The organism is Brevibacillus porteri (genome assembly GCF_003013475.1).
GTDB lineage: Bacteria > Bacillota > Bacilli > Brevibacillales > Brevibacillaceae > Brevibacillus > Brevibacillus porteri.
In genome coordinates, this window is sequence record NZ_PXZO01000030.1 from 22486 (window position 1) to 47893 (window position 25408).

At 48.3% G+C, this 25408-nt stretch carries 24 protein-coding genes; 15 read left to right on the forward strand and 9 right to left on the reverse strand.

Going from position 1 to position 25408, the window contains the following annotated elements; translation table 11 throughout:
• Nucleotides 1-25: 25 nt before the first annotated feature.
• Together C7R92_RS16330 and C7R92_RS16335 are read right to left on the reverse strand one after the other, a co-directional pair.
• Nucleotides 26-1825: a vWA domain-containing protein gene (locus C7R92_RS16330; RefSeq protein ID WP_106834976.1), complete on the reverse strand. Its 1800-nt coding sequence runs from the start codon at nucleotides 1823-1825 to the stop codon at nucleotides 26-28.
• Nucleotides 1826-1828: 3 nt separating this feature from the next.
• The gene (locus C7R92_RS16335) at nucleotides 1829-2893 is read right to left on the reverse strand and encodes an AAA family ATPase (protein ID WP_017251865.1); all 1065 of its coding nucleotides are present in this window, start codon (nucleotides 2891-2893) and stop codon (nucleotides 1829-1831) included.
• A 250-nt stretch (nucleotides 2894-3143) separates the two neighbouring features.
• Here C7R92_RS16335 and C7R92_RS16340 point away from each other — a divergent pair, with 250 nt between their 5' ends.
• Nucleotides 3144-4160: an alpha-helical endospore appendage domain-containing protein gene (locus C7R92_RS16340; RefSeq protein ID WP_106834977.1), complete on the forward strand. Its 1017-nt coding sequence runs from the start codon at nucleotides 3144-3146 to the stop codon at nucleotides 4158-4160.
• A 158-nt stretch (nucleotides 4161-4318) separates the two neighbouring features.
• Entirely contained in the window at nucleotides 4319-5866 is a 1548-nt protein-coding gene (locus C7R92_RS16345) for a vWA domain-containing protein (RefSeq protein ID WP_106834978.1), read from the forward strand.
• A gap of 10 nt (nucleotides 5867-5876) precedes the next feature.
• On the opposite strand, the gene C7R92_RS16350 is transcribed toward C7R92_RS16345, so the two are convergent.
• Complete coding sequence (locus tag C7R92_RS16350; RefSeq protein WP_106834979.1) at nucleotides 5877-6494, reverse strand: DedA family protein; 618 nt, start codon at nucleotides 6492-6494, stop codon at nucleotides 5877-5879.
• Nucleotides 6495-6618: 124 nt separating this feature from the next.
• On the opposite strand from C7R92_RS16350, the gene C7R92_RS16355 reads away from it, so the two are divergent.
• The 3 genes from C7R92_RS16355 (at nucleotide 6619) to C7R92_RS16365 (ending at nucleotide 10549) form a co-directional block, all read left to right on the forward strand.
• Nucleotides 6619-7470, forward strand: a complete 852-nt coding sequence (locus tag C7R92_RS16355; RefSeq protein ID WP_106834980.1) for a helix-turn-helix domain-containing protein — start codon at nucleotides 6619-6621, stop codon at nucleotides 7468-7470.
• Between the two features lie 79 nt (nucleotides 7471-7549).
• Nucleotides 7550-9040, forward strand: coding sequence for an amidase (locus tag C7R92_RS16360; protein ID WP_106834981.1), 1491 nt, complete (start codon nucleotides 7550-7552; stop codon nucleotides 9038-9040).
• Between the two features lie 87 nt (nucleotides 9041-9127).
• Entirely contained in the window at nucleotides 9128-10549 is a 1422-nt protein-coding gene (locus C7R92_RS16365; RefSeq protein ID WP_106834982.1) for a DUF1254 domain-containing protein, read from the forward strand.
• A 54-nt stretch (nucleotides 10550-10603) separates the two neighbouring features.
• Here C7R92_RS16365 and C7R92_RS16370 read toward each other — a convergent pair whose 3' ends face one another.
• From C7R92_RS16370 to C7R92_RS16380, 3 genes are read right to left on the reverse strand one after another with little or no spacing between them, the layout of a single operon-like run.
• Nucleotides 10604-11530 (reverse strand): glycine betaine ABC transporter substrate-binding protein, encoded by a 927-nt coding sequence (locus tag C7R92_RS16370; RefSeq protein WP_106834996.1) that lies wholly within the window; start codon nucleotides 11528-11530, stop codon nucleotides 10604-10606.
• A 17-nt stretch (nucleotides 11531-11547) separates the two neighbouring features.
• Nucleotides 11548-12393, reverse strand: a complete 846-nt coding sequence (locus C7R92_RS16375) for an ABC transporter permease (protein ID WP_017251873.1) — start codon at nucleotides 12391-12393, stop codon at nucleotides 11548-11550.
• Nucleotides 12390-13616: a quaternary amine ABC transporter ATP-binding protein gene (locus C7R92_RS16380; protein ID WP_106834983.1), complete on the reverse strand. Its 1227-nt coding sequence runs from the start codon at nucleotides 13614-13616 to the stop codon at nucleotides 12390-12392. Before C7R92_RS16380 ends, C7R92_RS16375 begins: the two co-directional genes overlap by 4 nt.
• Nucleotides 13617-13876: 260 nt before the next feature.
• Between C7R92_RS16380 and C7R92_RS16390 the strand changes: the two genes are divergently transcribed.
• The 3 genes from C7R92_RS16390 (at nucleotide 13877) to C7R92_RS16400 (ending at nucleotide 15749) form a co-directional block, all read left to right on the forward strand.
• Nucleotides 13877-14425: a GbsR/MarR family transcriptional regulator gene (locus tag C7R92_RS16390; RefSeq protein ID WP_106834985.1), complete on the forward strand. Its 549-nt coding sequence runs from the start codon at nucleotides 13877-13879 to the stop codon at nucleotides 14423-14425.
• Between the two features lie 226 nt (nucleotides 14426-14651).
• A complete protein-coding gene (locus C7R92_RS16395; RefSeq protein WP_069852944.1) occupies nucleotides 14652-15209 on the forward strand; it encodes a cysteine hydrolase family protein in 558 nt (185 codons plus the stop codon).
• A 114-nt stretch (nucleotides 15210-15323) separates the two neighbouring features.
• On the forward strand, nucleotides 15324-15749 hold the full coding sequence (locus tag C7R92_RS16400; RefSeq protein ID WP_106834986.1) for an NUDIX hydrolase: 426 nt from the start codon (nucleotides 15324-15326) through the stop codon (nucleotides 15747-15749).
• A gap of 52 nt (nucleotides 15750-15801) precedes the next feature.
• On the opposite strand, the gene C7R92_RS16405 is transcribed toward C7R92_RS16400, so the two are convergent.
• Nucleotides 15802-16005, reverse strand: coding sequence for a YwbE family protein (locus C7R92_RS16405; RefSeq protein WP_106834987.1), 204 nt, complete (start codon nucleotides 16003-16005; stop codon nucleotides 15802-15804).
• A gap of 77 nt (nucleotides 16006-16082) precedes the next feature.
• On the opposite strand from C7R92_RS16405, the gene C7R92_RS16410 reads away from it, so the two are divergent.
• The 7 genes from C7R92_RS16410 to C7R92_RS16440 all read left to right on the forward strand — a co-directional run bounded on the left by C7R92_RS16410 (nucleotide 16083) and on the right by C7R92_RS16440 (nucleotide 23546).
• The gene (locus C7R92_RS16410) at nucleotides 16083-16568 is read left to right on the forward strand and encodes a hypothetical protein (protein WP_106834988.1); all 486 of its coding nucleotides are present in this window, start codon (nucleotides 16083-16085) and stop codon (nucleotides 16566-16568) included.
• Between the two features lie 110 nt (nucleotides 16569-16678).
• Entirely contained in the window at nucleotides 16679-18301 is a 1623-nt protein-coding gene (locus C7R92_RS16415) for a GGDEF domain-containing response regulator (RefSeq protein ID WP_106834989.1), read from the forward strand.
• A 12-nt stretch (nucleotides 18302-18313) separates the two neighbouring features.
• A complete protein-coding gene (locus C7R92_RS16420; protein ID WP_106834990.1) occupies nucleotides 18314-18676 on the forward strand; it encodes a response regulator transcription factor in 363 nt (120 codons plus the stop codon).
• Nucleotides 18673-21561: an ATP-binding protein gene (locus C7R92_RS16425; RefSeq protein ID WP_106834991.1), complete on the forward strand. Its 2889-nt coding sequence runs from the start codon at nucleotides 18673-18675 to the stop codon at nucleotides 21559-21561. The genes C7R92_RS16420 and C7R92_RS16425 overlap by 4 nt, the downstream gene beginning before the upstream one ends.
• Nucleotides 21562-21715: 154 nt before the next feature.
• Nucleotides 21716-21922, forward strand: coding sequence for a cold-shock protein (locus tag C7R92_RS16430; protein WP_106834992.1), 207 nt, complete (start codon nucleotides 21716-21718; stop codon nucleotides 21920-21922).
• An 84-nt stretch (nucleotides 21923-22006) separates the two neighbouring features.
• Entirely contained in the window at nucleotides 22007-22315 is a 309-nt protein-coding gene (locus C7R92_RS16435) for a hypothetical protein (RefSeq protein ID WP_106834993.1), read from the forward strand.
• A 190-nt stretch (nucleotides 22316-22505) separates the two neighbouring features.
• A complete protein-coding gene (locus C7R92_RS16440) occupies nucleotides 22506-23546 on the forward strand; it encodes an acyltransferase family protein (RefSeq protein ID WP_069852956.1) in 1041 nt (346 codons plus the stop codon).
• An 87-nt stretch (nucleotides 23547-23633) separates the two neighbouring features.
• Here the strand turns inward: C7R92_RS16440 and C7R92_RS16445 are convergent, their stop codons facing one another.
• Both C7R92_RS16445 and C7R92_RS32050 read right to left on the reverse strand, forming a co-directional pair.
• Nucleotides 23634-24776: a sensor histidine kinase gene (locus C7R92_RS16445; RefSeq protein WP_106834994.1), complete on the reverse strand. Its 1143-nt coding sequence runs from the start codon at nucleotides 24774-24776 to the stop codon at nucleotides 23634-23636.
• A 146-nt stretch (nucleotides 24777-24922) separates the two neighbouring features.
• Nucleotides 24923-25408, reverse strand: a 486-nt coding sequence (locus tag C7R92_RS32050; protein ID WP_425266660.1) for a BclA C-terminal domain-containing protein, incomplete at its 5' end; no start/stop codon positions are given.

The following is a 25408-nucleotide window of genomic DNA, read 5'->3' on the forward strand; positions in this document are numbered from 1 at the left end:
TCATCGATACGGAGCCTAAACCCTGCTATTCCATTCGAAATACCGGTCCTCTCGTCACGAACGGCAGGTTACTCCCCTTCGGCAGCATGATGGCATGACTACGAGTTACTTTGATCCGATCACATTCCCCATCGGTAATGATCAAAATCGGTCCGTCCTTTGGAAAATCGGTTGCTTTTTCCAGCATGTCAATGCCCGGCTGCAGGATCGTTCCCCCGCGTCCTTTGACTTTGACGCGACCTGCAATGTCCTCGGGAGAAAGGTAGCCCGCATCATGCGCCTGCGCATCGCAAAAGACCACGCGTGCATATGGAACATCTCGTGCTTCACTGTAGCTCGCGATCGCCCCCAATGCTTTGCCGAGCAGCTTGGTATCCATCGAGCCGGATGTATCAATCACGACACCAAACGTGCGTGCCAGCTGATCCGTTTCGCGAAAGCTCCAGGCAGGACGGGCAATGTCAGGTGTAGAGGACTGTCTGCGGCTTGCCCTTGCATACGTGCGACTCTTTTCCAACGGAGGAAAATGCTCGTCAAACCAACGGGCAAGCTGAACATCCCACGGAATAGGCGGTTGCCCCAAGGCGCGAATCTCTTCTACCAAGCCCGCAGGCAAAAGCCCTCTCCCTTTCTCCTGATGGTAGATCAAGCCTTGCGACATCGCATTGCGATAAAAGTCATCCAGCGTCGTTCCCGGACCCTTTTCCCAAAAACGCGGATCGTCGCCATCCAGAATATCGCCCATGCCGATTCCTCGTAAGGTGTAGAGCTTGCGATACGTGCGCATGTCCGTCACGACTCGATCGTAAATCGCCTCTGCCGAGAGTCCCTTCAAGTCTGGGTCGTACAGTCCGCCAATTTGCGGAAAACGTCCCACACCGAGTTCCATCAGCCATTGATTAATCACGTAATCACAGCTGACATTCCAGTAATACGGGTCGCGTCCTTGACAGCGCTCATGGTGGCGAAGCCCTGCGTGCAATAGCTCGTGTGCCATCACGAATTTACATTCCTCTTCATCCAAGCCCGCCGCAGGATTGATGAAGATTTCGTTGGATGTGACATCAATGGCTGCCACCGAGATTTGCAGCCGTTGGCAGATCTGTGAATCCTCGATAATCGTGAAATGACTCGCTAAGGAAGCCAGCAATGGATAATGATTGATGAACCAGCGCTTGGCCTTTTGTGCCTCAGACAGCTGGTTCTCTTCATTCCCGAGAGCATCGGAATAGCCGCCCGCTACGCTGACAGCACTTTGCACCGCTTGCGCCAGCCCGATCCCCAAGAGCCGCTCCCACTTCACATCTCGATTGTAGGTGTACCGGACGTATTTATCTGAGAAAAGCATATCTGCCTGTTTTTCCCCGCCCGTTCCAAACAGCTTCAAATGCTCCGGCACCCCATGCTCCACGAACCGGTCATACAGCTCTTCTTCGCTCTTTCCCGATTTATCCAGCTCAAAGGCCATTTCAGCAGGAGGCTTCCCCAGCTTCATGTCTCTCAAAAAACGCGTAATATAACAATCGCATGCGATGTTCCACAAAATCGGCTGCTCTTTTTCCACAAAATGTCCGAAGCCCAAATGCAGCAGCGCATGTGCGAGAACATAAATCCATTCCCCGACTTCCCCTCTGCGCTTCGGATGCGCGTACAAGCTGCCTTCCCGGGTCACGACTACCCAACCGTTATCTGGACAAATACTTCGCTCGGAACGAATAAAGTGCGCTCGCGAGGACAGTGGACCAAACATCGGGTGATGACTCAAAAAATGTACGGCCTGCTCGTAGTTTTGCGTCGACGGGTCGTTTTTAACTCCTCGGGCCATTGGCTATTTGCCCTTCCTGTCCATGGCCAATCGCGGTAAATCACGAATGACCTCCACAACGAACCAGTCTGGCAATCCGTCGCCATCCTCGTGCCGCGCCACTATCATCTGTGCCATTTCCAGTGAGATGGAAGCGAGCTCCTTCAAGAGAGCTTTCGCTCGGTGCGCAAACCGTTTATGCTGCTCCCCAACAGAGGCTTTATCCGCTGGCAGTTCTTTTTTGATCTGCGAACGGAAAGAATCGGCCAGAAAATACAGGACGTCCCGATCCTCTGGAGCCGTCGGGAAAGAAGCCTCTCCCTCCAAAATACGGTTGAGCTGATATTTGCCTTGAATGTTCTTGTGAAAAGCCCGAAATTGAGCAGCATGCTGGGGCGTCAAGCATCCGTAGGCCAGTACCCCCACCATCTCTGTCGTCAAGTTCTCACCGAATTCGTTCAGGGCATCAGATAGCATGTGCCAGGAACGCGGAGTAGAAAACGGTTCCTCGCTCTTCGGTGGCTGCGACCACAAATAGTCCGGGCGCACCTCTAAAAATTGCAGCACGTAGGAATGGATGCCGTTGCTGTACGCCCACTTCATCCATTGTTCATACGAGACTAGCAATTGGACATGGAACATCCGGTTGATCAGAGCAGACGACATCGGTTTGACAATCGCGCTATCCTGCGCCCTGTTTCCTGCTCCAATCACAATGGACCCTTCTGGCAGATGATAATCCCCGATTCTCCGCTCATGAATCAGACTGTAAAACGCCTTTTGCACTTCTTGTGAGCATGCATTCAATTCGTCAAGAAACAAGCAGTACGGTTCTTCTCGCGCAATTTGCGCAGGTGGGCAAAATCTGCTTTTCCCATCTACGATCTGTGGGACACCAATAATATCTTCAGGTGCCAGCTGACTACCCAATAACGATACGCAAGGCAGGCCCACCTGCTCGGCAAACGCCTCGACGAGAGACGACTTGCCGATTCCCGGTGCGCCCCAAATAAATACTGGACGAGCTACCGCAACGTTTAGCAGCACATCCATCAGTTGATTTTGCGTGACTTGAATTCCTAGATTCATTTTATAACCTCTCTTGTTTGATTGATTTTTGCAGCAATCTACCTCTTTTCGTAATTGATTTCCATTGACTAGAGCGACCGTCACACCACAAATATTTCCTAATATTACAAGAAGATTGAATAAGGAGCAAGAAAGAAAGGCAGCACATGGTAAACCGTACCCGAATAAAAACAAGGAAACCGACCAATCTCCTTATGCACCTTATCGGAATAGGATGAAAGGACGTGAAGAAAGAAGGAGGACGTTTCATTTGTCACAAGCAAATATCCCCAACATTACCCCTCTCATTACCATCACACAAAGCCAAATCGCAAACTTGCTACTCGCATCCATCGCATTGGAAGAGCTTGGGTTAAGCCATATCATTAACGCAGAGGCGGAAAAGTTTCAATATGTCCTTGGTACGCTTCCAGGATTAACAGGTCCCCCTGCAACTATTAGTGATTTGCTGAATGTTAATTCTAGTGTAATAAATACGCTCAGAGAGATAACAAAGAAAGAAATTCTGCTGAACAACAAGCTGAATTCCGTATTAACAGCATCGTTTATTGCTAGTCTCACAGGACCAACGGGAGCCACTGGAGTCACTGGTCTACCTGGAGCCACCGGAGCAGATGGAGGTGGAACAGGAACAACAGGGACTACGGGGGCTACTGGCGCGACTGGGGTAGGAATAACGGGGGCGACAGGAGTCGGCTTGACCGGGGCCACGGGGGTAACAGGTGCTACAGGCGCTACAGGTGCTACAGGCGCTACAGGTGCTACAGGCGCTACAGGTGCTACAGGCGCTACAGGTGCTACAGGAGCCCCGGGTGTAATAGGCGCGACAGGAACTGTTTCCAGTGTTTTCGGCAACTTCTGGCTATCCTCCGCTATCGATATCTCGCCAAATACGATGGTCCCGCTGAATGTGTCGAATGCAGACAATTCACTCGGCTTTTTACTCGCTGGCGGGCAAGTGACCGTACCTGCAAGCGGCATCTATCTCATCAGCTATCGTGTTACTACTGCACAAGCGAGTGAAGTGTCTTTCATTATCAGAAGGAATGGCGCTAATATTACAGCTTCTGCTGGAACTTCAAGCAGTGCGGATAGTGCAGGGGATGGAAATGCATTCAGCATGGTTACCTCTTTCACCCGATTAGTAGCAGGTGACATCGTAGACATATTCCGTACGGGAGGTATCGCAGACCAGTTTTTGCAAAGCTTCGCAGACGGAACGACGACGGTGACTGGCTTCCTCACTTTAGTGAAGATTGCCGATTAATCCAAACATAAATCATTTCGCCACTCGGAGCCGCAGCTACGACTCGATCCTGGCTGTCGTTGCGAGTGAAGCTCTTGCTGCGGACAAGCCTACTTCTCCTCCTTATGTAACATTCCTTTTTTTACCACGTCACATAGGCAAAGGGGGAATATCTAAAGATGAGAAAAATTGTGAAAGTAAGTGGCATCACCCTATTGGTCGCATCATTGATTGGGTGTAGTTCGAATGGCCAATTGGCGACAAGCGGTACGGGTGAGAGCCAGCAACCAGCACCTGCCCAGAAAAGCGAGAATAAAGAAACCCTAAGCTCAAGTCCACGCAGTAGTTCAAGCGCCTTGGCTGATTACGTCATGGAAAAGACATCCGCCCCACCTGCAAACGATATGTACTTCAAAGACTATGGCGCCAATACTTTTGTCTCTACTGCAAAAGATCGCCTGTCTACCTTTGCTGCAGATGTGGATACTGGCTCCTACTCGATCATGCGCAGTTTTGTTCAAGACGGCACACTTCCTCCAGCAGAGGCTGTTCGGGTGGAAGAATTCATCAACTATTTTCCAGCAGCTTATCCGGCTCCCACCAATCAAACATTTGCCGTTCAAGTGGATGGCGGCCCCTCTCCTTTTCAGAAAGGCAACCAATTGGTTCGCGTAGGCATCAAAGGAAAGGAAATTGCAGCCGAAGACAGAAAGCCTGCAAACCTCGTCTTTGTCATTGACGTATCTGGCTCGATGAATAGGGAAAACCGATTGGAGCTGGTAAAAAGAAGTCTGAATGTCCTCGTGGATGAGTTACAACCCACAGATTCTGTAGGAATCATCGTCTATGGATCTGAAGGACGGGTTCTTTTGCCTCCTACCTCTACTGAAAACAAAAACGCGATATTATCTGCAATCGCTGAACTCCAACCCGAAGGCTCCACCAACGCGGAAGAAGGGCTCATGCTCGGCTATAAAATGGCGGCTAACTCCTTCAAGCCCGGCGCTATTAACAGGGTCATTCTTTGCTCCGACGGTGTGGCCAACGTAGGAGAAACAGGAGCCGAGGGCATTTTGCGTTCGATCGAGGACTATGCGCGAAAAGACATTTACTTGAGCACATTTGGCTTTGGCATGGGAAACTATAATGACGTCCTGATGGAGCAGCTTGCGAATAAAGGAGAAGGCAACTACGCCTACATTGATACGTTTTCCGAGGCGCGCCGCATTTTTACGGAATCATTGACGGGCACCCTCCAAACGATCGCTCGTGACGTAAAAATTCAGGTAGAATTCGACCCTAAGAAGGTAGACTCGTATCGCTTGATCGGCTATGAGAACCGCGATGTCCGCGACAAGGATTTTCGTAACGACAAGACAGACGCAGGTGAAATCGGTGCTGGGCACAGCGTGACCGCCCTTTACGAAGTCAAGCTTGCTTCCCCAGCAAAAACAGATCTAGGGACGGTACGGATTCGCTATCACAATATCGTTTCCCAAAAAGTAGAGGAAATTGCCGAGCCCGTTCAAGTGCAAAGCGCGCTGTCACCTGAGCTGACGTTCCTGGCTTCCGTTGCCGAGTACGCAGAAATATTGCGGGATAGCCCCTTTTCCGAAAGAAGCTCACTTCCCGACGTACTCAAGCTAGCCGAATCGACAGCCACCGGTGAGGAACAGCTGGAATTTGTCAGCTTGGTCCGCGATAGCATGTCTATTATCCGGAACTAACTCTTCTTCCTTATGTCCTGGTCCTGGTGCTGTTCCTGTACCTCATCCAAATATAAACCATCATTCCAATCGCCGAACCGATTAGCAAAAATGTGATGCCGTAATGACGTATATAGACGACGACTTTGAGCCACTCTTTCTCAAGCGCCTGTCCCAACAGTAAAAAAGTGACACTCCAAAGAAATGCGCCAGCGTAAGCAAAAATAGCGAATCGTCGAAAACCCATTGCGGAGACTCCTGCCAAATAGGCGGTAACATGACGGACGCCAGGCAAAAAATAGCCGATGAGCAACAGGTATGGACCGTACTTGGCAAATAGCTTTTGGGTTGACTCTATTTTTTTCGGCGTAATATGCATGTACGGTCCAACCTTCATAAGCAACGGCAGCCCCCACTTCCACGCGATGGCATAGCTGATCGAAATCCCTACTGCCGCTCCCAAAAAGGCGCTCAGCACCGTTAACGGCATGTGCAAAACACCGCGGGAAACCGCATAGCCAGCGTACGTCATCAGTACCTCATCGGGTATGGGGAGCCCTACAACACCAAGTGTGAGCGAAAAAAAGATGCCGACATATCCATATTTCATCAAAAAAAGATCCAGATGCTGCTCCACGGCTACCTCCAATAATGTTGTCCTACTTCATTGTATTCTCTCCCTATTCTTTGACATTCTGGCTTTTTTACAAAAAATCAGATCAGGGCATATGGTATCCTAAAAAAAGATCTTATTTCCTTTTTCAGGTGACGTCATGAACTATATCGAACAAATAACATGTGCCCTCTCTTTTATCGAAAAGCAGTTAACGGAAAAAGTCACACTCGATGAAGTGGCATCAGCCGCCGGATATTCCAAGTACCATTTTCAACGCTTGTTTTTTCACGTGACAGGAGAAACTGTCGGCCAGTACATTTCGAAGAGACGCTTAACCGAGGCTGCCAAAGCGCTGTCGCTGGAACAAAAGAGCGTGACGGAGATCGCCTTTACATACGGCTTTGATTCTCACGAAGCCTTTACTCGTGCCTTTACCAAACGCTTTGGTCTGCCTCCTTCTGCGCTTCGTCGATCTGGAAAAATGCCGAGATACATGATGTTGGAGCGCATGGAGTTACCGTATTTGGAAAATATTCAGCGGCAGTCCATTGAGCCCATCTATGTCCCTTCCCACGAAGCACTGCATCTCGTAGGGTACGCTCAAGCTACTTGTTCGTTACAAGATATCATCCATTGCTGGAACCAATTGGGGCAGACAATCGACGTGCAGCCAAATCAAAAGCGTTATGGTGTCTTACGCTACCCCGATGCTTTTGGGCTGGAGCTGAGCTTTTCTTATTTTGCTGCCATGCAAACTCCGGAGCATGATGGCACAGACGGACTGGAATCACTCACACTGCCTCCATCTAGTTATCTTGTGTTCCCTCACAAAGGACCGGTGCAAAATATCAAGCTGACGTATCAATACATTTACGGGAGCTGGATGACACACGCATCCGACCAGCTTTATGCCCGCTACGATTTTGAATATTACGATCATCGCTTTCTCGGATATGACCATCCTGATTCGCTTTGCTTCATTTATATACCCGTTCTGGCCAGAGAATAGTCGGTAGCGGTTCGCATTTTCGATCAAGTTTTCCTCGTTTTCCTGTCGTACGCTGGACGTGTGAAAAGGAGTGAATCGAATGAAAGAACTAATCGATTTGACAGCAACGGAGATGGGCACTTGGATTCGCGAGCGTAAAATAAGCGCCGAGGAAGCTACCCGACATATCTTTAAACGAATCGACTTCCTCAATGGCAAAGTGAACGCTATCGTCGCTTCTGACGAAAAATCTGCGATCGAAGCCGCCAAACAAGCAGACAAAGAAATAGGGGAAGGTATCTATCGCGGACCTCTTCACGGGGTACCAATCACAATCAAAGATTCTTTTGCCACAGCAGGACTCGCCACTACTTCTGGCTTCACACCTCTCAAAGGCTATATTCCGCAACACGACGCGGCAGTCGTCCGCAGACTGAAGCAGGCAGGAGCCATCATCCTGGGCAAAACGAATGTCCCTCCTCTTCTGATGGACATGCAAACAGACAATGATATTTACGGTCGGACGAATAATCCATGGAATCTGGAGAGAACAACAGGCGGAAGCAGCGGAGGATCGGCAGCCGCAGTTGCTGCCGGGCTTTCCTATTTGGATATTGGCAGTGACATTGGCGGTTCGTTGCGTGTTCCTGCTCATTTCTGTGGCGTATTTAGCTTGAAGCCGACAGAAGGAGCCGTTCCGGCCGCAGGACACATGCCAGGCTTTGAAGGAATGTCTGATTATACCTCGTCTCGTCATCTGGCCTGTTATGGCCCTGTAGCCCGTTCGATCGCAGACCTGGAAGTGGCGTTTTCCATCATTAGTGGTGGAAACGGCAACGCTGGCTTGCCTCATGGCCCACAAGTCTTGCCCCCTCCCCTCCAGGAGCAGCCCCTGCACATTCGCTGGATGGAAGAGCTGCCCGGCTACCCAACGAGTCGAGCCATTCGTGATCAGTTGCGTCGCTTCGTCAAAATGCTGGAGCAACAAGGCATGCGCGTAGAACAAGTGACGGCACCACCTTTGGATGTACGCAAGACTTGGGAAACATGGGGGAAAATGATCGACGCGGAGTTAAACTCTACGACGCCTTCACTTCTTCGCGGTTTGGCTCATCTCATGACGATGCCGATTTATCGCCAAATTCCCTCCGCTACCATGCTCATCCCGCTGACGTTCAAAAACTACATGCGTGTCTTAACCATTCGGGAGCAGCTCATTCGCAGCTTTGAGCAATTCATGACTGACTGTGACTTGTTCTTGTGTCCGGTTAGCTGCACGACAGCTTTCCCCCATATGGCAAAATCGAGAATGTGGGGTAACAAGCCTCTTTACACCAAACCGCTGTACGTAGACGAGAACCCGCAAAACTACTGGGCCGCTACGACTTTTTATACGAGTCTGTTTAATGTCACCGGAAGCCCTGTCGTGACGATGCCGATCGGTTTTGATGAGCAAGGTCTTCCTATTGGTATACAGTGTGTGGGCAAGCGATGGCGTGATAGGGAATTGCTACAGGGAGCGTCGAAATTGTATGCGACCTGCCCAGAGTGGCGGGCGCCTGAAATTTCTGTGGAACCGCATTACGAATAAATATTCCAGCCCAACTTGCATAAAGCCCCTTTTCTATGAAGAAAACTACCAGTGCGAACCCCATTTCTGGTAATGAGGAGGGGCTTTATGCTTCCATTATTGAAAAAGCGCCTGATACTGATCGTTTCCCTGCTTTGCATGACGCTTTACCTGTCTGGCCTGTCATTTGCAAAAGAGACCACAACCGCTCCATCTGTTCAACAGTCACCTCTCTTCCAAACGAAGTCATTTCTTCAATCGCAGGAGAGACTCGCCTACTCGCTCGGCATACAAGCATACATCTACGGCTATCCATTAGTGATGTCCGCCAAAACGATGGAAGCCATGGTCAAAAATCGGTCGCCGATTAACCAGTTTTACTATGCGGACACACTCGCTTCCCCAGCTTATCGGGATATCGTGACGCCAAACTCCGATACATTGTATATGAGCGCATGGCTGGATTTGTCAGAGACGCCCGTCCGATTGACTGTCCCCGCCAATCCGCAAAACCGCTACTATACCGTGCAAATGCTGGATGCCTACACGAATACGTTTCGCAATGTCTCCAATCGTTCCACCAAACAGCAGGCCGGACAATATATCATTGCAAGCCCACAATGGAAAGGGCCTACCCCTGCCCATATACCTGTGATCTACGCCCCTACGAATACCGTCTGGCTCATTGGCCGTGTCGAGGTAAAGGGTGAAGCTGATTTGTCGCAGGCTGTCTCGTTTGAAAAACAAATCGCGATTGCCCCTGTCCACCCAAAATTGCAAACGGCACATGTTCCCGAAACGCTTCCCCCTGATGTGTTGTCATCCCTTTCCTTTTTTCAAGTCATGACAAAATGGATCCAGAGCAATCCTCCGCCCGAATGTGATCGTGTCTTGCTCGATCAATTCACACAAGCCGGGCTCGATGTCCAAAAAGGCTTTGATCCTTCCACGCTCGGTCCAGCCAAACTTGCGGGCCTACAGCGTGCCCTACAGGATGCTCTGTCCATCGTGCAAAATGGCTTTCCCGGCTACGCCACCTTCCGTAATGGATGGGGCTCCTTTTCCCCCATCGGCACATATGGAAACCAGTTTCTCGCTCGTTCCTTTATCGCCTATTCCGGTATTGGAGCCAATGTGCCGAGCGAGGAAGCCTACTATCGAGCATTGACAGATGGATCAGGAAAACCTCTTACAGGAGTCAAAAGCTATAGGCTGCATTTTACAAAGGAACAGCTTCCCAAGACGTCTGCATTCTGGTCGATTAACGTCTATGACAACCAGCTGTTTTTAGCCAAAACAGCGGCCGATCGCGCATCCGTTCGCAGCAATACAGGAACGCTTGCGTACAATCCGGATGGCTCCCTCGATCTGTATTTGCAACAGCAACCGCCCAAAGGCAAGGAAGGCAACTGGCTCCCGCTCCCTGAAGGCGAGTTCAATCTCGTTTTGCGAGTATTTGCACCGGAGCCTGCAACGCTGGACAAACAGCACGCTTGGCCCGCTGTCATGGAAAGCAATCCACTCCCATAACACAACGAAAAAGGCACCGCCCCATCGTGAGCGGTGCCTTCTGTATTAAGTCTGTTACTTCTTCAAATCTTCAATGGAGTTGATCTCCATGTAAGCTGGAACGGCCAATCCGAGCTTGGTTCCTTGCAGGTTCGGACCGAGGTCCTCCACGTCTTTCCCCAGCTTTTCCATGTAGTCTGCGTGCGTGGTTGGCAGCCACGCTGCTACCATCCCATCCACATCGCCGTTCGATACACCGACCCACATTGGGCCAGCTTCTACTTGGCTCAGCTCTACTTTATATTTCAGCTTTTGCTCTAGTACAGTCTTCACCACATTCGTGCTAGCGATCTCAGAATCCCACGCGACGTAGGCGAGCGTCAATTTTTTGCCTTCAGCAGGCTGAATGCCTTCTACCCACTTGTTGACGGTAGCCTCATTGTTTTTCACCCATTCGGCTGCTGCCTCTTCCGGCTTTTTGCCGCCCGCGATATCGAGCATCACTTTTTCCATGTCAGCAGGTGTCCACGTAAACTTGTCGAGGAACGCATACGCACTTGGGTGCTCCTCCTTCAGTCCTTTTCGCACGATGGTATGAATCTGTTCATCCTTTCCGAAAGTTCCTTTCGGGTCTTCGAGGTATTTCATCTCGAACTTGGAGAACATCCAGTGCGGTGTCCAGCCTGTCACGATAATCGGCTTTTTGTCTTTGTAGGCTTGTGTCAGTGCTGCCGTCATCGCTGCACTAGAGCCCTCTACCAGTTCCCAATCTTTCAGATCGTAGTCTTTCATGGCCTTTTCGGTCGCTTTCATCAGACCAGCGCCAGGATCGATTCCGATAATTTTATGATCCACTTGTGCTCCAACGCTATTCGGTGCAGACGTACCCGTATTGCCCTCGGCAGGCTGATTTCCCTGCGGTGTTCCCGCGTTTGAACATCCTACCATCACCATGCTGAGTCCAAGTGCGACTGCCAGCCCTTTCAAGGTGCCTTTTTTCATTTTCATGAAAACCCCTCCTACGCGTTTTTTCTCTTTCCAACACTTTGTGTGAGACGATCCAGTAGAATCGCCAAAATAACGATGGCCAGTCCCGCCTCAAAACCTTCACCGATCTTGATCTGTGTTACAGCACGATACACGTCAGCCCCCAAGCCTTTCGCCCCAATCATCGAGGCAATTACGACCATGGACAGCGCGAGCATAATGCTCTGGTTAATCCCGGCCATCATTGTCGTCTTGGCAATCGGCAGCTGTACCTTCGTCAGTTTTTGCCAGTAGGTAGAACCGAACGCTTCAGAAGCCTCGATCAGATCGGCAGGAACTTGACGAATTCCCAGGTTGGTCAGACGGATCGTCGGTGGCATCGCAAAAATGACAGAAGCGATAACCCCCGGTACTTTACCGAGTCCGAAGAAAAAGATGGCGGGAATCAAGTACACAAACGCTGGCATTGTCTGCATGAAATCAAGCAGCGGTGTAACGACCTTTTGCACAGAATCATTCTTCGCGCACCAGACACCGACGGGAATCCCGATAATCACCGAGATCAACCCTGCCGTCAATACCAGTGCAAGTGTTTCCATTGAATGCTCCCAATAACCCAGATTCTGAATCAGAAGAAGTCCAATGAAGGTAAAAAGAGCAATTGCCACTTTGCCAGCGCGATACGCCAGCAGCGTAAACAAGATGATCAGGGCCCAAAAAGGGATTCCTGTTAGAATCCACGAAAACAAGTCAACGGTTCCACCGATTCCAGCTGATATGAAGTCGAACAAGAAGCCCAAATTCTCTTCCAGTCCATCTACAATCGTTTCTACCCAACTGTCGAGCGGCAGCTTCGGAAAAAGTTGGTTTTGACTCATGATGGATTCACCTGCCCCTCTTCATTCGTTGGCTCTGGAACTTGTTGATTAACTTTTCCTGCCAACCCACCCAAGACGGCTCCTTTAACAATCACGCCCAGGAGACGGTTTTGTTCTCCTATAACCGCCACGGGAATATCCGAAAACGCAACAAGGTCAAACATCTCATTGAGTAGCGTCTGCGGTCCGACAGTCGGTACCTCGGTTCGCAGCACGGATTCTAGCGAATGTCCTGCTTCCTTGGCTCCGTTTACTGCGTCTGCCGTCAGCACTCCTAACAATGTTTTTCGTTTATCCACCACGTACAGACTGGATACGCCGCGGTCTCGCATCAGTTGCAATGCGACGCGAGGTCCTTTGTCCAGTGTGATCGTTTCCGCACGCTTCATGACATTTTCAGCGGACAACACCTTGGAACGATCCACATCCTCTACAAATCGCTCTACGTATTCATTTGCCGGATTGGTCATGATTTCTTCCGGCGAGCCGATCTGCACGATCGCACCGTCTTTCATCAGCGCGATTCGATCCCCGATCTTCAATGCTTCGTCCAGATCATGCGTAATGAAAATAATGGTCTTCTGCATGGTGCTTTGCAGTTCCAACAGTTCATCCTGCATGTCCTTGCGAATCAACGGGTCCAAGGCACTGAAGGCCTCATCCATCAACAGCACATCGGGTTCATTCGCGAGTGCCCGAGCCAGCCCCACACGTTGCTGCATCCCGCCACTCAACTGATCCGGGTAGCTTGCTTCCCAACCACCGAGTCCGACGAGTTCGAGTGACTTTTTCGCTTTGGCCTCTCTCTCAGCTTTTGGCATCCCTTGAATCTCCAGACCGTACTCCGCATTTTCAAGCACCGTCCTGTGAGGGAACAAGGCAAACTTTTGAAATACCATACCCAGCTTCTTTCTTCTTACTTCCTGTAACTGCTCCGTGTTCATACTGACGATATCCGTACCGTCAATCAGGATTCTGCCTTCTGTCGGCTCAATCAACCGGTTCAACAATCGAACCAAGGTCGACTTCCCGCTTCCCGAAAGCCCCATGATGACGAATATCTCGCCTGCATGCACCTCAAAACTCGCTTGATTCACCCCAAGGGTAAGACCCGTTTCCTTCAGGATTTCTTGCTTGGTCTTCCCCTGCTTCACCTGGGACAATGCGCGTTGGGGTTGGCGTCCAAAGATTTTGGTCAAATTCTCTACTTTGATCTTGGGCATATGGTCACCTCCAACTTTTACGCCCGGCATCCGGACTGTTCTTTACCCTTACAATTGTAACCAGCCAATTTTTTTACCTCAAACTGGATGAGGCAGGATAATCGGGCATTTTCAGCGTTCAGAAAAAACTTTACGTACTTTACTTCCTGTATTCTCAGTTTATCACGTATATACTGTACAATATCTCCATTTACTTTTTGCTTTTGGAGACGTACAATTCTAGTCAGGTTACTATGACTAGAGGAGCTGCTTTTTTCAAAATGGATACCAATCAAGAAAAAATCCTCGAAAAAGCTCAGGAACGCGTGATTGAAACGCTAGCTCGCAACATGGATCTGTATGGAATTACCATGTCAACGGGACTGCTGTATGGCACATTGCTCTTTCAGGACAAGTCAATGACACTCGATGAGATGGGCGAAGCACTGGGCATGAGCAAAACCAGCATGAGCACTGGCGTCCGCACATTGATGGAATTAAATATGGTAGAAAAGATATGGAAAAAAGGGACACGGAAGGATCATTACGAGGTCAATCTGGATTGGTACCAGAACTTCATCGACCTCTTTTCCGTGAAGTGGCGACACGCCTGTGAACATAATGTACACGCCTTGAAAAAGTCGCTCCTTGAGCTTCGTGCTCTCCAGCAATCCGAAGAGCTTACGGAAGAATTCAGGGAACGTGTTGACCTTAGTATCAAGCGCATTGAAAATGGGTTGGAATATTATCTGTGGCTATCCCGTTTGATCGACTCCCTCGAATCACATGATATCTTTCAGTTTGTACCGAAAAAGGAAAATGAATCATAAGAAGTTCGTAATCGAAAAAGACTCGTTCCTTACCTGCCGATATGTAAGGAATGAGTCTTTTTTGTGGTACAATTATCCAGAGCAGTTTTCATGCTCTTCTATGATGAAAGGAGTGGTCAGTTATGAAAAAAGACATGAATCGACGTTCTTATAAAGCTGTGCGTGTACCAAACAACCAAAAAGGGGAACACCAACACTAACCCCCTTTCACCTAGGAGGAATTGGATTGATTCGAAAAACAGCTCTACTGATTATTGATGCGCAAGTGGGAATTATAGAGGGACAATTTGGTCCTGTTTATCAGCCGGCTACACTTGTCCAAACATTGAAAAAAGTACGGGAAGACGCCTACAGCAAGGATATTCCTGTTCTGTACGTTCAGGATGATGATGTCGGAGAAGTCGGTTCAGACGACAATGCCATCCACCCTGAGATCGCACCTCTGCCATCAGAAACGGTGATTCGAAAACTAGCGACAGACTCGTTTCACGGAACAGATCTGCACGAAAAACTACAAGCACTCGGGATTAACCACCTTGTCATCACGGGGTGCAAAACCGAATATTGTATCGACAGTGCCTGCCGCAAAGCGACGACACTCGGCTATGATGTGACGCTCGTCAAAGACGGACACTCTACGTCGGACAACGAAGTGCTGTCTGCGGAACAGATCATCGCCCATCACAATACATGCCTGCATGGATTGGGAAATATTGAGCCATTTATTTTGGTACGGGAATCAACGGAGGATGTCTTCGCCCCTACCCATGATTCTTACCGATAAAACGTTTTGCTGAACTTCTCGAAACCGTCCTTTCAGGCGGTTTCTTGTTTTGTCCTGCTAGGATTGAACTTTGCTATTATAGAAGAAACGAATCTGCCTATCGAAGGAGAAACCATGTCGACTACTATCGCTATACCAAGATTGGGCGTAGGAGCTGTCATCTTAAATGACAAGAATGAGATTTTACTGGTTTTACGAAACAGAGATCCAGAGAAGAATACGTGGAGCATTCCCGGGGGAAAAGTTGATCCCTATGAACAACTAGAGACGAGTGTCATCCGTGAAATCAAAGAAGAAGTTAATCTCGATGTCGAGGTAAAAGCCCTCTTGTGCACTGCAGAAACCATCCTTCCGGAAAATGGCGAGCATTGGGTTTCGGTCATTTACGAAGTCACGATCTTGAGTGGAGAAGCGCGTAATTTAGAGGAAGACGGGGCTATTGGAGACATGCGCTGGTTTTCGCTCGATGCACTTCCTTCGAATCTAGCTTGCTTCGCCGTACCAGCTATCGAGCATTTGCAGAACCGGAACCGATCATGAAAAGAAAAACGGACAGATGCCCATGTGGCCTGTCCATTTTTTCTGAAAAAGGTTACTTCCCTTTTTGGAAAATCTCTTGCACTCTCCCCACTTGTCCATCCGTCAAACGAACCTTGATTCCATGTGGATGTGTACTGGAGTTCGTCAGGATATCCTTTACAATCCCACGAGTGCGCTTGCCAGTGCGTTGGTCCTGTTTCAATACAATATCGACTTCGAGTCCTGCTACGATGTTTTTTCGGTTTTTTCCGTTCATTTTCCCTTCTCCTTTTTTCGTTCTGTGTCCCACCTATGATATAATCGACAAACAAATCCATCTCACCGGAGGAATCCATGCTTACTTTTGAAGAAAAACTAGCGATTATTGAATCTTTTCCACAACTGACTCGGAATGACGTCTCCCTGAAACGGGTTAATTTTCATTATGAGGAAAGCCTTCATGACAAAAAGACCGTGGTCTATCATCTGCATCCGAACGGCAACGGGTTTGTGTTCGTCGGCTTTGTGAAGAGCTACCAAAAGCAAAAAGACGATAAGGGCTTCATCAACATCCGTGATTTCTCGGCGGAAGAACTGCGCACGGTTATAGAAGCGTCGATCCACTCTCTCTCCCAAAAACGTGAGGAAACACCTAAAAACACCGCAGCAGCTGAGCAACTCGAGCAAACGTGGATCGACAAACAAAACCGCACGCTCTTGTTACAACAGGAAGACGCCCTGTGGAACGTATACCACGGAATGAACCTGGAAGCTTCCTTTGAATCGTACGTGGAAGCAGAGCAATATCTGATTGAAGAAGGATTTTCCCTGCAACAATAAGCCCTTCCTTCTCCCTGCTACTTGTACCATACCAAATTGTAGATGTTTTGATCAAACTGGCGCAAGCGACCGACTGCTTGCGCCATCCCAACACAGGGGGACGGTACGACATGATCAAGTACAGAGATACGCTTCTTACGAATATCCATAAACAGATTGAGACGTGGTACGACCAGGAGGTTCCCGTCTCTCATGATGATCTGTATCGCTTTCTCCATTCGTTAAAGGGGACAGCCGGGACGATTGGATTGATCGACTTGTCTGATCTGTCTCAGCTTCTCTTGGAACAAATGGACGACATGCCTGCCAAGAACTGGCCAACGAGTGAATGGCGAGCGTTTTTGCAAGAGCTGATCACCTTATGCTGCGAGAAGCGACCCAAACAGGAAGTTTTTATCGAGAACCCCGCTCTTCACCGGGAATCCCCTTGTGAGCAACAGCCTTTAGTCCTCATCCTGGATGATGACATCACTCTGCTCATGTATCTAAAAGAATATTTAGAAAAACGCAATTGGTCTGTCATCGCTACAGTCTATCCTCATAAGGCTCTCGACTATTTTCACGACATGAACCCTGACTGCTTCATTCTGGATTTGAACATCCCGGAAACAGACGGGTTCCAAGTGATGCAAACGATCAGTGAAAAAATAAAGAAGCAGTACGTACCTACCACCATCATCAGCATCGATTGCGAACGGGAGACCCGTCTGAATGCCTATCGTTTGGGCGCAGATGACGTCATGTGCAAACCGCTTGATATGGAAGAGCTGGTCATACGCCTCGGTCGCCAGCTTCGCCGCAAGCGCTGGATGAACAGCATCTTGTTTTTGGACGAGCTCACGGGTGTCAACAATCGCAATTCTTTTGTTGATACGTACCAACGGCTTCTTTCTGATGCCCAGCGAACCACCACCCCCTTCTCACTGGCATTTTTAGATATCGATTTTTTCAAAGGGGTCAATGATACGTATGGTCATCTGATTGGCGACGAGGTGCTGACTCGTTTTGCTGCTTTCATCGGACAGAGCGTCGAAAAACATGATGTATTATTCCGGTACGGCGGAGAGGAATTTATCCTGCTGATGCCGCGTACGACTGTACAGACAGGAAAGATGCGCCTGGAGCAGATACTCTCTGCTTTTTGTTCGCTCACGTTCGAAGCTCCTGAAGGAACGTTTTCTTTGAGCTTTTCCGGTGGAATCGTACAAGTAGAAGATCCTCATAAACCGCATACGTATTGGGTAGAAGCTGCGGACACTGCTTTGTACGCTGCCAAAAATGCAGGGCGGCGCCGGATTGAAACCGCTCAAATCACAAAAACGCATGACTCCCCTAAGGTAAAACTGAAGGTCGCCATTATTGATGACGATCCGATGATTCGCGTGATGCTTGCCGATTCCATCAAAACCAGTTTTGACGGTTGGATACACGTCGACATCCAGACTTACGAAGAAGGAGCAGCTTTCTTTGACTCCACCTGGCATCAGGGACACGAACCCTATCTCGTTATTTTAGACGGGATGATGCCACAGATGGATGGCCTCGAGGTTCTCCAGAAGATCCGGAATTTGCCGAATGCCAAGAAATATACGGTGATTATGCTAACAGGTCGTACAGAAGAGCAAGACATTGTCCGTGCCCTTCAGCTCGGTGCTGACGACTATATGACCAAGCCATTCCGTACACGCGAACTGGAGGCTCGCATCAAGCGACTGGTTAAGCGAATGTTGTAAGGAGGTAGAAAGATGGCAACGATTATGCTGGCCGAAGACGAAGCCGTGTTGCGCATGTTGATTGGCGACACGCTCGAGGATGAGGGACACGAGCTTGATATCGCTTGCGATGGAGAGGAAGCCCTGCAAAAAATCGGTCAAAATGAGTACGACTTGATTATTTTAGATTATATGATGCCCAAGCTGACAGGCTTTGAAGTATTACAGCAGCTCAAGCAGATGGACGACAAAAAGGCAGTGAAGGTCCTGATCCTCTCGGCAAAAAGTCAACATGCCGAACAGGAAAAAATGCGTGCAGCTGGTGCTGATGACTTCATGCCGAAGCCCTTTAGCCCGATGGATCTTGTCCGGAAAGTGGAGGAAATGCTCACATGACGGGGTTCTGGGCGTTTATCAGAAAAAGCATCACACGTCGCTTCATGGCGATGATGCTTCTTTTTCTGTCACTGCTGATTGCCGGCGCTGGCATCGTTCAAGATTTGAATAGCAACGCATTAACCCATTATCAGGCGGAGATATACAATACCAAGGAAAAACAAAATTTGGTTGCAGACATCGCTGAGCACACGAACCAGATCTTTTTTCGCGCAAGGGGTTATTACGCTTTCTTGAGCCCATCTGAGTACAATGAGCTATTTCTTGAGAAAAAGAAGCTGGAACAAGCGCTGGATAAATTTAAGAAGCTTCCGCTCAATGATGAGGAGCAAGCACTTGTCGCTTCGATCGAATCTTTCTTCACGAACTTTTTCGCCAATGTGTTTCCTACTTTTTCGAGTTATGCAAAGAACGGAGACTTTGAATCCCTGCGAAAAGCTTCGGCCAGTGGCGTGAATCAGGAAGTGAACAACCTGCTTAAATACGCCGGGCGGTATCAGGAAGAGCACGATCAGCTTTTATATACGAAAAACCAACTACTGTTCGAAGAGTTGTCACAGCTAAGCACCTGGTTTCTCGTGTACTCGCTGATGGTGCTGGTGATCATGGTAGTAGTCACCATTCAAACTACGCGGGATATCGGCAGGCCGTTGGTTCGTCTATCCCAAAATGCTGAACAGTTCGCTAATGGCGGTACACCTCTTTTGCAGGATTTGAACAGAATTGACGAAATCGGTAGACTCTCCCGCTCCCTCGACTATTTGATCAGGCAAATTCAAGCCAAAGAAGAAGTGCTCATGGCGCAAAACGAAGAGCTGCAAGCCCAGCAGGATGAACTGATGATGCAGCAAGAAGAGTTGCAAGAAGCATTGGGCAAGATGGAGGAAAACGAACGGTACTTGGAAAAGAAAAACCGTTTCATCCTCTCTTTGTCGAATACGCTGGATAAAAGCGAGCTACTGTCCAGTATCATTCGCAATATAACTGAAGTCATGGATGCCGATAAAGGTGTTATCGTCATGTTGAATACTGACAGGGACGCAGCTAGCTTTGGCGTTTCGCAGAATGGTCTGGAGCAATTGCGCAATGGATTGGATGATGGTCCGTTCGTACGAATCAGGGAAACGGGCCTGCCATATGTCCTGATGCGTGAAAGCACTGACGCTGAGCGCGGCTACACGGAGGAAATGTCACAAACATTTGAGCTTTACCTCCCAGTGCTAGATGCCCAGCAGACAATCGTTGCATGTATCATCTGCTCCCGTATCGGTCGAAAATTCACGAATCAGGAGCTACAAGTCATCATCGGCATCGCCAAGCAGATTTCCTTGGCACTCGACAAGCTCGCGATGTATGAGGAGACAGAGCGGCAGCGTAAAATGACGCAGGATATGCTCGATTCTGTTCAAGAAGGCATTCAGCTTATTGATCTGAGTGGAGAAACACTTCAGGTGAACTGGAATTTTTGTGAGCTCTTGTGTTACGACCATCAGCTCGCTTCGCAAGGATTTGACTTGGAACAGTTCCTTTCCCATCTACAGAGTCGAACCTCTGAGCCTGATCGGCTGATTCAGTATGTCAGATCTGTCGTTTTAGACGAAGGTGCTATTCCTTCAGGCAGTATTGTGTTTCAGATGACCGGACCGCAAGTACGCTATATTCAGCTCTATGCAGAGCCACTGTACCGGAACCAAGAGAAATGGAGTACCTTGCTCGTTTACCGTGACTTCACCAAGGAATACGAGATCGACCAAATGAAATCGGAATTCGTCAGTACGGTCAGCCATGAGCTGCGTACCCCTCTCGCCAGTGTGCTCGGCTTTGCGGAGCTGCTGTTAACGAAAGAACTCAAGCCCGAACGTCAACAGCGGTACATAGCGACCATTTATCAAGAAGCGACCCGCCTGACTGCGCTAATCAACGATTTCTTGGATTTGCAGCGCATGGAATCCGGCAGACAGACGTATGAGCTAGAGAACGTTGCGATTGATCAAGTGATTCGAGATATTTTCGGACTTTATCGAGTCCAGTCCCCTCTCCATCGATTCGAACTCGATTTGCAAACGGAGCAAACCGTTGTTTATGGAGACCAAGCCAAGCTGCGTCAAATATTTATGAATCTGATCAGTAATGCCGTCAAATACTCCCCGCAGGGCGGCCATGTCCGGGTGAGCTGTCGACAAGATGGGAATCGCTTGCTCGTAGTGGTCCAGGATGAAGGGCTAGGTATTCCTTCCGAAGCTATCCCTCACCTGTTTACCAAATTTTACCGTGTAGATAACTCGGATCGCCGCGAGATCGGCGGTACAGGACTGGGTCTCGCTATTGTTCGGGAGATCGTCCATATGCACCATGGTGAAGTTGCCGTTACGTCCGAATCGGGCAAGGGTAGTACATTTACAGTTACCCTTCCGCTGGCTGAGCACGATTTGTCCCCCAGCTATCTAGCAGGGACGGAGGAGGTAGTCTCTCCAACTAGTCAATGCAATGGAAGCGTTGTGATCATCGAAGACGATTTGAACTTAACCGAGCTGTTGCGTGATGAGTTGACGAGCTCTGGATTCCGTGTCAATTCCTTCTCTACGGCGACTGAAGCAGTAGCAGCAATCGAGGAGCTGCGACCGGATGCTGTCGTACTTGACCTTATCTTGAAGGACGGCGAGAGTGGTTGGAAGGTCATTGAGGAAATACGCAAAAACCCGGATTTACGGACCATTCCGATCGTGATCTCCAGTGCTTTTGAGGAAAAGAAAAAGGCATTTGATCTGGGGGCAACCGGCTATCTGATCAAGCCTTATCATCCAGATACCTTGTCTAAAGCGATTTTGCTGGCCATCACGAATCAAGAAGCAACGGGACAAATCTTCATTCCCGATGAACAGTAAAGTTGTCAATGGACAAAAGAGGTTGCGGCTATGCAAGTGCGGCCTCTTTATTTTTACCTTCTACCAAAGAAAATCTTGGTATATTCATGCGCTTTCCATCACACATTAATAGAGGTTACTTTGTGCACTTTTGCCCTGCAAAGGAGGAGTTCATGTGTATTTCTCAAAAAAAGCAATCGTTCCAATCGAAGAAGAGGAAACAGATGTATGGACGTGCAGTAACGAGGGCTGTACGTGCTGGATGAGAGATAACTTTTCCTTTGATAAGAGCCCGAGCTGCCCCTTTTGCCATTCTAGTATGGTAAAAGATACGCGCATGCTGCCAGTCCTAACCAATCACAGCAGCAGGCGGAACACTTGAGTCGTTCTTTTCTTTTTTCTTGCGGGTACTCTTCCTCTTCTCTACAATAAATTCATGACGTACGAATGTTAGAGGAGTATGCCCATGAACCGAAAAGAGATGGAAGATCAAGTGATTCAAGCCTATCAGCGCGACGAGGGCATGATGATTCTCGTTTTTGCCCAATGGTGTGTGAATCACGGTCTAGATGCACGCGAATTATACCGCCGCGCTTATCCCGCTCAAGGGGAAAATACGTTACTCGCTCAAATGCTGGACAATACCGTACCCAAAGAAGAAGCAGAGGACATTCCTGATGCGACTCTCCTTGGTGTATTGTCGCTGTTTGGCAATGACGATTTGGCCTTTGTGGTCAGTGAGACCATCGAAGAAATGAACAAGAATCCGAAATAATGTATGAAAGCCATACTCGTGCGAAAGCTACGCGCGCGGGTGTGGCTTTCTTTCTTTTTTCCCTTTCCAAAAACTCCCCTCCCCTGTCCAAATACGAATCAAAGAAAACTTTATTATCATAAAAAACATTCACAGTTTATTGTTTGAGCGACAACGTCAGCCGACAAACGATGAAATGGAGAATATCGAAATGTATACAGATTCAAAAATCTTGAAATCTCTGTTTTACATCCAGCTCTTCTCAAGTTTTCTTGTTGTAGTCGGTCATTTCACGGCTTCTGCCCTTTCTTTCACAGATCCGTTTTGGATCGTGGCCCTCAATCAGATCAGTCGCTACGGCACTGTCCTGTTGACGATCGCCACCGGTTATTTGACTGCTTATTCTTTAGAAGCCAAGAGCCCTACTGCTCGCGAGTTTTTTTCAGGGAAACTTCTGTATATTTTTGTTCCCTATTTAGTATCTGGTGTCCTGTACCATTACTTGTTGAAAAAAGGGATGCCCCATACTGCCCAGGACTTTACGAACATTGTTTTAGGCAAAACGGGTGACCATCTGTACTTTGTGTTTATGATTTGCCAGTATTATATTTTTGCTTATCTGTTTCGCCGTGTGATCACCAAGCGCAACATTTTGTATGTCATTTGGATTTTGCTCGGTATTCAGTACGTGTACATCAACTTTATCCATCAGGGCTGGTTCGGGCTTACCACGCGTCATATGCTCCCGAGCTGGATTTTTACCCTGTACATGGGGCACGTGTTGTATTGGTACCGTGAATCGATCCTTTCCTTTTTGCGAAACAACCGCTCCATCTTGACGCTGATGACGGGTGTTTCCACTGCGGCTGCGATGTTTTTTGTTGTCTCAAACAAGCTGTATGTGGCTGTCCATTTGACTTTTGTCTTCGCCACGCTTCTTTCGTTTCTCGTGCTCATGGTCTTCTTTCTGGAACGCGTCGATCGTTTGCACATCAAGTTTCGAAAAGGGCTGACGTATTTTATTTTCTTGTTCCACTCTGCTTTTTTGATCATGTTCAAAGATTATCTGTTTGAAAAATACGGCGAGGTCGCTTGGCTGTTTGAAAACACGTGGTACTCGCTGCTGTACTTGCTCGTCATTATCGGGTGCAGTTGTTTGTTGGCGCTCATGCTGGTCTGGCTGGTAAACAAACTGGAGCGTATCTCCAAAACCATACGACAAACACACAGGCAGCTTCACGCTAGCAAATAAACAGCTTTTTCACAAAAAAATGACCTATTCATGCTGCACGTCTGTTAATGATCGTGCCTTCATGGATAAGTCGCTTTTTTTGTGGCATTAGATGTGCTGGCTCATCGACATCAAGCCACTTGTACATGTGTCGCAGGGCTTGAACTGCATAGAAAAATTCGTCTGCTGATCAGTAGACTCGCACGTAATCGTTCCTCCGTGCCGCTCAATGATTTCTTTGCAGACGTATAAGCCAATTCCAGTACCGAGCTCCTTCGTTGTGAAAAACGGTTCAAAAATAACCGAGAGCAGGTCAGGTGGAATTGGTGATCCATTGTTGGAAACGGTAATCAAGGACCTGTCAGGCGTTTGGGACACCTCAATGACAATCTCCTTATCACCTGTTTTTTTATGTAACGCATCCAGCGCATTGGAAATGATGTTGATAAACACTTGCTTCATCTCATCCTTGTAGCCTTTTAGTTGAAAGGTGGGATCGATACTGCATTTGATATCCACATTCACGTCAACGATATTCGGATAGAGGAAGGAAAGAATCTCATCGAACAACTCCCAAACGCTAAAAACCTCCATTTGCTTATAGACCGCTCCTTTTTTCGAGACCAGCAAAAACTGCGAAACCCGATAGTTCAATTGCCGCAGCTCATTTTCAATAATCTCTACGTAAGGGAGATTCGGATAATCTTCTTTCAACAAACGAGAGAATCCCATAATGGAAGTAAGCGGATTTCGGAATTCATGGACGAAGCTGGACGCCATTTGCCCCAGGATCGTGAGCCTGTCTTTGTGAGAACGCTCGATAAATAGCTTCTTCTCTTCCAAATCGTTGTCTTTGATGTCGGTGTATTTGAAAACAGCGTGAACCAAAAAAACATCAAAGCATTCGTTTATTTTCAATAAGGCAGGCATTAAAGCGGCAGGCGTAAACGGACCTTTTTGGAGAAGATCGATAACCATTTCTCGGCCCATGCACACGTTGGAAACGAAATCGCCAATGTTGGTCTCTGCCCGGTTTCGTTCATATGCGACCTTGTAAGCCAATTCTTTAATATCCTCAAGAGTGATTTCCGAACGAAAATATTCAATAACCATACGATACAGTGCTCGCCCATTCAGATGGATCAATCCCTTGTATTGATCACTGTCCGAAACGGCAATTCTTCGCTTGAATTCTTTCACGATCGTTGCCTCGTGCTCGCCCAAATATACTGCCAAGTCATCCATCGGCATCTATCCCCACTCCGAATAATAGGCAAATCCCCTTCCAACCTATTATACTATTATTGTTGTTAATTAACTAAATATTTTTACTATTTTAATGAAAAAGAAATAACAAAGGGAAAGGAGCTACTTGTCATCGTAGCTCCTTTTGTATATTACGTATTACTTATTTTTATAATCGTCAAGGTCGCTCCAGCCCCTGTCAGAAGGGTAGCTGTGCCCAATAATCCAAACAGTTGCAGCGTGATTGTGGCTCCAGCGGTGAGAGGGGCGATGACGGTATTATTGAACGAAGAAAGTGATAAAGCTGGTGCGATGATAGTTGGCGTGTATGGCGTCCCATTTATCAAGATCCTCGAGCTAACCAGTAAGGAAGCTGTTGTATTAATGGAATACGAAATTAAATAGTTGCCTGCAGACGGAACTGTAAATACCGTATTAGCGCCATTCACCGTAATGCCACCTGCTAACACCTGGTTGTTCGGTAGAGGGATATTCGTTCCTCCTAGAACTACTGCTATGAGAGCTCCTGTGGTATTGGCCCCGAAGGCGTTGATGTTGGTGAAGACTGTACCTGTCGCTCCGGTGGGGCCGGTCTCTCCGGTGGCACCAGTGGCTCCGGTCGTTCCAGTCGTTCCAGT